General features: G+C 60.0%; 1 protein-coding gene and 4 rRNA genes. All 5 read right to left on the reverse strand.

The genetic code is table 11. The annotated features are described in order from the left end of the window. Positions 1 to 1,399 (reverse strand): 16S ribosomal RNA (locus ABT313_RS44630); the annotation flags it as partial. Positions 1,400 to 3,304: 1,905 nt separating this feature from the next. Continuing rightward, entirely contained in the window at positions 3,305 to 4,237 is a 933-nt protein-coding gene (locus ABT313_RS44635; RefSeq protein WP_350867196.1) for a hypothetical protein, read from the reverse strand. Between the two features lie 197 nt (positions 4,238 to 4,434). Continuing rightward, a 5S ribosomal RNA gene (gene rrf, locus ABT313_RS44640) occupies positions 4,435 to 4,551 on the reverse strand. Positions 4,552 to 4,678: 127 nt separating this feature from the next. After that, positions 4,679 to 7,809 (reverse strand): 23S ribosomal RNA (locus ABT313_RS44645). A 326-nt stretch (positions 7,810 to 8,135) separates the two neighbouring features. Continuing rightward, positions 8,136 to 8,350 (reverse strand): 16S ribosomal RNA (locus ABT313_RS44650); the annotation flags it as partial.

Consider the following 8,350-nt stretch of genomic DNA (forward strand, 5'->3'; position numbering starts at 1 on the left):
CCGACTTTCATGACGTGACGGGCGGTGTGTACAAGGCCCGGGAACGTATTCACCGCAGCGTTGCTGATCTGCGATTACTAGCGACTCCGACTTCACGGGGTCGAGTTGCAGACCCCGATCCGAACTGAGACCGGCTTTAAGGGATTCGCTCCACCTCACGGTATCGCAGCCCTCTGTACCGGCCATTGTAGCATGTGTGAAGCCCTGGACATAAGGGGCATGATGACTTGACGTCGTCCCCACCTTCCTCCGAGTTGACCCCGGCAGTCTCCTGCGAGTCCCCGCCATTACGCGCTGGCAACACAGGACAAGGGTTGCGCTCGTTGCGGGACTTAACCCAACATCTCACGACACGAGCTGACGACAGCCATGCACCACCTGTATACCGACCACAAGGGGGGCCGTATCTCTACGGCTTTCCGGTATATGTCAAACCCAGGTAAGGTTCTTCGCGTTGCATCGAATTAATCCACATGCTCCGCCGCTTGTGCGGGCCCCCGTCAATTCCTTTGAGTTTTAGCCTTGCGGCCGTACTCCCCAGGCGGGGCGCTTAATGCGTTAGCTACGGCACGGATCCCGTGGAAGGAAACCCACACCTAGCGCCCACCGTTTACGGCGTGGACTACCAGGGTATCTAATCCTGTTCGCTACCCACGCTTTCGCTCCTCAGCGTCAGTTACTGCCCAGAGACCCGCCTTCGCCACCGGTGTTCCTCCTGATATCTGCGCATTTCACCGCTACACCAGGAATTCCAGTCTCCCCTGCAGTACTCAAGTCTGCCCGTATCGCCCGCAAGCTTGGGGTTGAGCCCCAAGTTTTCACGGACGACGCGACAAACCGCCTACGAGCTCTTTACGCCCAGTAATTCCGGACAACGCTCGCACCCTACGTATTACCGCGGCTGCTGGCACGTAGTTGGCCGGTGCTTCTTCTGCAGGTACCGTCACTCTCGCTTCGTCCCTGCTGAAAGAGGTTTACAACCCGAAGGCCGTCATCCCTCACGCGGCGTCGCTGCATCAGGCTTTCGCCCATTGTGCAATATTCCCCACTGCTGCCTCCCGTAGGAGTCTGGGCCGTGTCTCAGTCCCAGTGTGGCCGGTCGCCCTCTCAGGCCGGCTACCCGTCGTCGCCTTGGTAGGCCATTACCCCACCAACAAGCTGATAGGCCGCGGGCCCATCCTGCACCAGTAAACCTTTCCAACCCCCGCCATGCGACAGGAGCTCATATCCGGTATTAGACCCAGTTTCCCAGGCTTATCCCAGAGTGCAGGGCAGATCACCCACGTGTTACTCACCCGTTCGCCACTCGTGTACCCCCGAAGGGGCCTTACCGTTCGACTTGCATGTGTTAAGCACGCCGCCAGCGTTCGTCCTGAGCCAGGATCAAACTCTCCGTTGAAGACTCAAGATTGGCCGGCAAAACCGGCAATCAGTCATAGACATCGAGTCAAATCACTAGCAAAATAAACTCAAACTAGCTGTTTGCGCTGACCATCCCAGACGGAAGAATGAGACAATCAGCAAATACCCACCACAAAAAGTGATGGAGTACCAAAAATTGGCACTGACATTCATCGACACACTGTTGAGTTCTCAAAGAACACGCACACACCATCACTCGAAACACACAGTTTCTCGTTCCGGGGCAACCGTTCCAGCTTAGCCCACCCGGGAGTCGAGCGCAAACTCGCTTCCCTTCCGGGCCACCCGGACGCGGTACAACCACCCTACACACGGCAGGATCGTCAACCAACTTCCGGGAATATCAGGCGCTCCCCGTACAACCTCGTTTTCCCTCGCTGACCAGTGAAGATCGCGTCCGGGTCGGTGTCCGTGTCGCTCTGACCTGCAATAAGTTACGCGATCCTCCCGCAGAACACCAAATCGCCTGTTTCCGGAACAGGTGCACAGCTCACGACGCGCGCACACCCCCTCGGCTCGGGGCCAGGCGCCCGGCACCGCGGCGACGATCGCCGAGCCCCTTGGTCCGTGGCTCATTCCATCAGCCGGCGGGGGATGCGTGTCATCGCGAGGGTTGCGGGCAGCGGTCGGCCCTCCTCACTCCCCGGCCACTCCGACGCGGGCAAATGGCGGCGACAAACCGAACCCGAGCCTCGTTCCGGGCTCTGGCCCCGCACGCTGGACCGGATATCGACCTCGCGAGGGAGACCATCACAAGCGGACGCATCGACCCGGCCCATCCATCGAGTTCAGCGGAGCACCGTACGAACCGGTGCCCCCGCGCTCCCCCGGCTCGACCATTGACGTGCCCGCGGCCGCTCGACTTGCCGGCTTTCACTGCACCTTCGGGGGTATGTCAGGTCGAGGGGAGCAACCGTGAAAAGTGGGGCGCACGGCTCAACCAATTGTCGGCCGCCCCGGACGCCCGTCTACGCCGACGGCACGCCGGCTCGTACGTTCGCTGCGCGATCGCGGCGGGACGTGACGGCGTGTGGCCGTGGCTGAAACAACCGCTGGCTGGTCGGGCCCATCCGACCCGCGGACGGGCACGGACTTGCAGTTCCCCGGCCTTGCATCGAACCGCCCCTTCCCGTCGCGGGTATGAGCCGCATTCGAAGAACAGGGGCGGAGGGAGGACGCGTCGAGACAGTCGAATTCCCTGACCGCATGGACGGCGGCCACCGTCCGTAGACCGCTCGGTAGACCCAGAGATGGCAACGAGCCCCTGCCACGCGTAGCGGCCCTACAAGTAGGAACGCGACATCCAGTTTCCGCACAGCACCGCCGGCCGCTGCGCTTAGACAGGCTTCGCCGGACGTCTGGGCCGGCCGCATACGGTCCGCCCTGCGAATTTCTGTCCTTCGGTTGCCCTCGTGACTCCCGGCGATTGGTCGCAGAGGAGTGGGTCCAGACGCCCCCCTGGCCGAGGACGGAGAGCCATCTCGCCTTCGCCGCAGCGGAACTCGACGGGACAAGGCAGCTCCGGATAGGGGACGGCCCCGACAGGAGTGTGACGGACAGGACGTAACCAGAGGCGGGCGCGCCGACGGGACGACACAGCTCCCACGACGTCGGCAGCCTCACCCAGGGCGCTCCTCCAGAGTCCCTCGACTCTCGCCCATCGGGCCGTGGACAGCCGGCTCGGGCGACGCAGCTCCAACTGCGGCTCCATCGCTGGGGCCGGTCTGCCACGCCGCTCGTGAATCATGCTTGGCTTAAGACGATCTCGGTCCACACGACACGATCATGCAGCGCGCACAGCAGCGTCTTCGCGAAGACGGGCGCCAGCCCCGTCGGGCAGCTCGCTACGGCCGGCGGTGAGGCGGGGCAGGCAGTGTCCCTGTCATTCAGTGCGCTTTCCGTCGATGATGCGCGCAATCAAGGTGAGTCGACCGGCCGGTGTCCACGCACCGACGGCGATGTCACCCGAAGTCAGTCGAGTGAGGCTCTCGATCTCTCCTTCTTCGCGGAAGTCGATCGGCACTGCGACCCTCTCGACCGAGTCGAAGTGCGAATCGGTGACGATCAACGAGTCTTCGGTCGCGTAAACAGCAACCAGCTCGTCGTCGATCCAGCACCCAGCGAGCCCGAACCCGTATGCAGCCCCGACGTCACTCGCGTCGAGCTGTGCGATCTCGTTCAGACTGGGCCACCCCAGGATCCGCACGGTCTCCGGATCGCTCGGGTACGGGGTGACGAGCAGTCCGGTGCCGGAAGGACTGAAGCCCGCAATCACGGGATCTTCTCCAGCAAGGATCTCGGTCAGGTGTACGCGCATTCCATCGACGTCTACGCGGTAGGCGAGTACGCCGTCCTGTCCCATGGCGAGCTCGAGTACGGCCGTATCTCCCGTCGGATGCGGATGCAGGAATGCGCGCGCATCGGGGGCGTCGACGTCCTGCTCGTGCAGGAGGTCCCCGGTCGCAGGGTCGAGCGCGAGCAGCCGGTGTCTCTGGCCGTCCGGGACCGCGACGACAAGTAGGTGCCCCAGGAAGGCTGCAGCATCGGCACGCAGTCCAGGCACAGTGATCACTTCGTCGCCCGCGATGGCGAGCCCGCCGGCGAAGTCGAGCACGATGCGATCGAGGCTGGACGCCGCAAGGACACAGACGTCGTCCGCCAGCGGCAGATCTCGCCGCGCAATCACGGAGAGCCTGTCGTCGAGCAGATGCACCGCCCCGTCCCGCCACTGCACGAACCGTCCGGCTGCGTCCCCGACGGGAACGAGCCGCGGTATCGGGTCGAGAACGTCGATGACGTCGACGGAATTGAGCATCCGACCACTGTAACGAGCACGGGCGGTCGTCGAGCCGACCTCGGCGTTGCCGGGCACGCGACAGCGTGCAGGAATTGCATTCCGATGGCCCGCGGAGCCGGCCGCTGTCTTGCGAAACGTGATCGATCAGGTGAAGGACATGTGGAAATGCCGGAAGGCCCCCACCAATGCTGGTGGGGGCCTTCCGGTTAACGGGTGTTCGGCGGTGTCCTACTCTCCCACACCCTGTCGAGTGCAGTACCATCGGCGCTGGAGGGCTTAGCTTCCGGGTTCGGAATGGGACCGGGCGTTTCCCCTCCGCTATGGCCGCCGTAACTCTATGAAACTGTCACACATTCAACACCCCTACCCGAACCCACAATCCCTCGGAGGGATCATGGTTGGGGGTGAATGGTATCTGTGTGTTGTTTCAGATACCGCACAGTGGACGCGTAGCTTCTTTGTGGTAAGTCCTCGGCCTATTAGTACCAGTCACCTCCACACATTACTGTGCTTCCAGTTCTGGCCTATCAACCCGGTGGTCTGCCGGGGGCCTTACCCCCTCGAGGGGGTGAGAAACCTCATCTTGGAACAGGCTTCCCGCTTAGATGCTTTCAGCGGTTATCCCTTCCGAACGTAGCTAACCAGCAGTGCTCCTGGCGGAACAACTGGCACACCAGAGGTTCGTCCGTCCCGGTCCTCTCGTACTAGGGACAGCCTTCCTCAAGTTTCTAACGCGCGCGGCGGATAGAGACCGAACTGTCTCACGACGTTCTAAACCCAGCTCGCGTGCCGCTTTAATGGGCGAACAGCCCAACCCTTGGGACCTACTCCAGCCCCAGGATGCGACGAGCCGACATCGAGGTGCCAAACCATCCCGTCGATATGGACTCTTGGGGAAGATCAGCCTGTTATCCCCGGGGTACCTTTTATCCGTTGAGCGACACCGCTTCCACTTGCCGGTGCCGGATCACTAGTCCCGACTTTCGTCCCTGCTCGACCTGTCAGTCTCACAGTCAAGCTCCCTTGTGCACTTGCACTCGACACCTGATTGCCAACCAGGCTGAGGGAACCTTTGGGCGCCTCCGTTACATTTTGGGAGGCAACCGCCCCAGTTAAACTACCCACCAGGCACTGTCCCTGAACCAGATCATGGTCCGAGGTTAGATGTCCAATACGATCAGAGTGGTATTTCAACAACGACTCCACGAACACTGGCGTGCCCGCTTCACAGTCTCCCACCTATCCTACACAAACCGAACCGAACACCAATACCAAGCTATAGTGAAGGTCCCGGGGTCTTTTCGTCCTGCCGCGCGTAACGAGCATCTTTACTCGTAATGCAATTTCGCCGAGTCTGTGGTTGAGACAGCAGAGAAGTCGTTACGCCATTCGTGCAGGTCGGAACTTACCCGACAAGGAATTTCGCTACCTTAGGATGGTTATAGTTACCACCGCCGTTTACTGGGGCTTAAATTCTCAGCTTCGCCATTACTGGCTAACCGGTCCTCTTAACCTTCCAGCACCGGGCAGGCGTCAGTCCGTATACATCGTCTTACGACTTCGCACGGACCTGTGTTTTTAGTAAACAGTCGCTTCTCTCTGGTCTCTGCGGCCCCACCCAGCTCAGGAAGCAAGTTCCGTCACCAGACGAGGCCCCCCTTCTCCCGAAGTTACGGGGGCATTTTGCCGAGTTCCTTAACCACAGTTATCTCGATCGCCTTAGTATTCTCTACCTGACCACCTGTGTCGGTTTGGGGTACGGGCCGTGTGAAAGCTCGCTAGAGGCTTTTCTCGGCAGCATAGGATCACTGAATTCGCCTCAATCGGCTACGCATCACGTCTCAGGCTGCATGTGACCCGGATTTGCCTAGGTCACGCCCTACACGCTTACACCAGTATTACCACTGACTGGCTCAGCTACCTTCCTGCGTCACCCCATCGCTTGGCTACTACCAGATCGGTTCACGCGCATCCACACACCGGAGAACCCGAAGGTTCGAAGGCGGCTTCAGGGCGCTTAGCATCACTGATTCACCAGGGGCGCGTTCACACGGGTACGGGAATATCAACCCGTTGTCCATCGACTACGCCTGTCGGCCTCGCCTTAGGTCCCGACTCACCCTGGGCGGATTAACCTGGCCCAGGAACCCTTGGTCATTCGGCGGACGAGTTTCTCACTCGTCTTTCGCTACTCATGCCTGCATTCTCACTCGTGCAGCCTCCACACCTGGATCACTCCGGCGCTTCCATGGCTGCACGACGCTCCCCTACCCATCCACACCACTGCACACAGGCCCGTAGACCCGCATGGGTGTTATGTGAATGCCGCGGCTTCGGCGGTGTACTTGAGCCCCGCTACATTGTCGGCGCAGGATCACTTGACCAGTGAGCTATTACGCACTCTTTCAAGGGTGGCTGCTTCTAAGCCAACCTCCTGGTTGTCTTCGCGACCCCACATCCTTTTCCACTTAGTACACGCTTAGGGGCCTTAGCCGGCGATCTGGGCTGTTTCCCTCTCGACTACGAAGCTTATCCCCCGCAGTCTCACTGCCGCGCTCTCACACTCTGGCATTCGGAGTTTGGCTGACGTCAGTAACCTTGTGGGGCCCATCGGCCATCCAGTAGCTCTACCTCCAGAGTGAAACACGCGACGCTGCACCTAAATGCATTTCGGGGAGAACCAGCTATCACGGAGTTTGATTGGCCTTTCACCCCTACCCACAGCTCATCCCCTCAGTTTTCAACCTAAGTGGGTTCGGGCCTCCACGACGTCTTACCGTCGCTTCACCCTGGCCATGGGTAGATCACTCCGCTTCGGGTCTAGAACATGCCACTACAAACGCCCTATTCGGACTCGCTTTCGCTACGGCTACCCCACACGGGTTAACCTCGCGACATGCCGCTAACTCGCAGGCTCATTCTTCAAAAGGCACGCCATCACCCACCCACCGAAGTGGCGCAGGCTCTGACGGATTGTAAGCGCACGGTTTCAGGTACTATTTCACTCCCCTCCCGGGGTACTTTTCACCTTTCCCTCACGGTACTAGTCCGCTATCGGTCACCAGGGAGTATTCAGGCTTATCGGGTGGTCCCGACAGATTCACAGCAGATTTCACGGGCCCGCTGCTACTCGGGTGTCCGTCACGACAGTCACCATGTTTTCGTCTACGGGACTCTCACCCTCTACGACAGGCCGTTCCAGACCACTTCGACTAACACGATGATTTCTCACTGTCGGCCAATCCGGCAGAATTGACAAGACGGATCCCACAACCCCACGAATGCAACGCCCGCCGGCTATCACACACCCATGGTTTAGCCTCTTCCGCTTTCGCTCGCCACTACTCACGGAATCACATGTTGTTTTCTCTTCCTGTGGGTACTGAGATGTTTCACTTCCCCACGTTCCCTCCACACGCCCTATATATTCAGGCGCGGGTAACCACACATCACTGTGGCTGGGTTTCCCCATTCGGACATCCTCGGATCTCAGCTCGGTTGACAGCTCCCCGAGGCTTATCGCAGCCTCCTACGTCCTTCATCGGCTCCTGGTGCCAAGGCATCCACCGTACGCTCTTAAACACTTACAACAAAGATGCTCGCGTCCACTGTGCAGTTCTCAAACAACACACAACACCCGAACTCATGTGGCACCAGCCGGCACTCTCGCACCGCGGTATGACCACGCCCAGGTCTTGTCGTTTCTTCCTTGAAAGATCACTCACGTGTTCCCTCAGGACCCAACAGTATGCCGATATAACTCTCTTCCCACCAGCACTCGGGCCGGCAGTAGTGAAGAAGAATACTTGTCAGTGTTCCACCCATGAGCAACCGCAGTCCCACGATTGGGGACTAAACGGCCTCTGCCGATCATCGGCTCACCTGTGTGAGTGATCGATCGGAGAACGCTCCTTAGAAAGGAGGTGATCCAGCCGCACCTTCCGGTACGGCTACCTTGTTACGACTTCGTCCCAATCGCCGATCCCACCTTCGACGGCTCCCTCCACAAGGGTTAGGCCACCGGCTTCGGGTGTTACCGACTTTCATGACGTGACGGGCGGTGTGTACAAGGCCCGGGAACGTATTCACCGCAGCGTTGCTGATCTGCGATTACTAGCGACTCCGACTTCA

The sequence above is a fragment of the Kribbella sp. NPDC000426 genome (assembly GCF_040300265.1).
Taxonomy (GTDB): domain Bacteria; phylum Actinomycetota; class Actinomycetes; order Propionibacteriales; family Kribbellaceae; genus Kribbella.